The sequence below is a fragment of the Leifsonia sp. HAY1-4F genome, from assembly GCF_056755275.1.
On sequence record NZ_JBNDHX010000336.1, the window covers coordinates 1 to 264 of the forward strand.

Genomic DNA, 264 nt, shown 5'->3' on the forward strand with positions numbered 1-264 from the left:
CGGCCATCGTGATCTTCCTGCTTGCGGGAATCGCAGCGATTCTCGGGCTCATGCCAGGTGTATCTGCGCCAGGCGTCGCCAACCTCCTGGACCAGGGTGGCTTCATGCCCAACGGTCCGGGCGCAGTGCTGGCGGGCATCCTTGTGGTGGTCTTCTCCTTCTTCGGTGCTGAAATCGCCACCATCGCGGCCGGTGAATCCGAAAACCCGGTAGACGCCGTCAAGAAGGCCGTGAAGTCCACCGTGTGGCGCCTGTCTCTTCTAC

General features: G+C 62.5%; 1 pseudogene. It reads left to right on the forward strand.

Features of this window, described 5'->3' with window-relative positions:
* Window positions 1-264, forward strand: a pseudogene (locus ACPYOG_RS19740) (amino acid transporter); the annotation flags it as partial.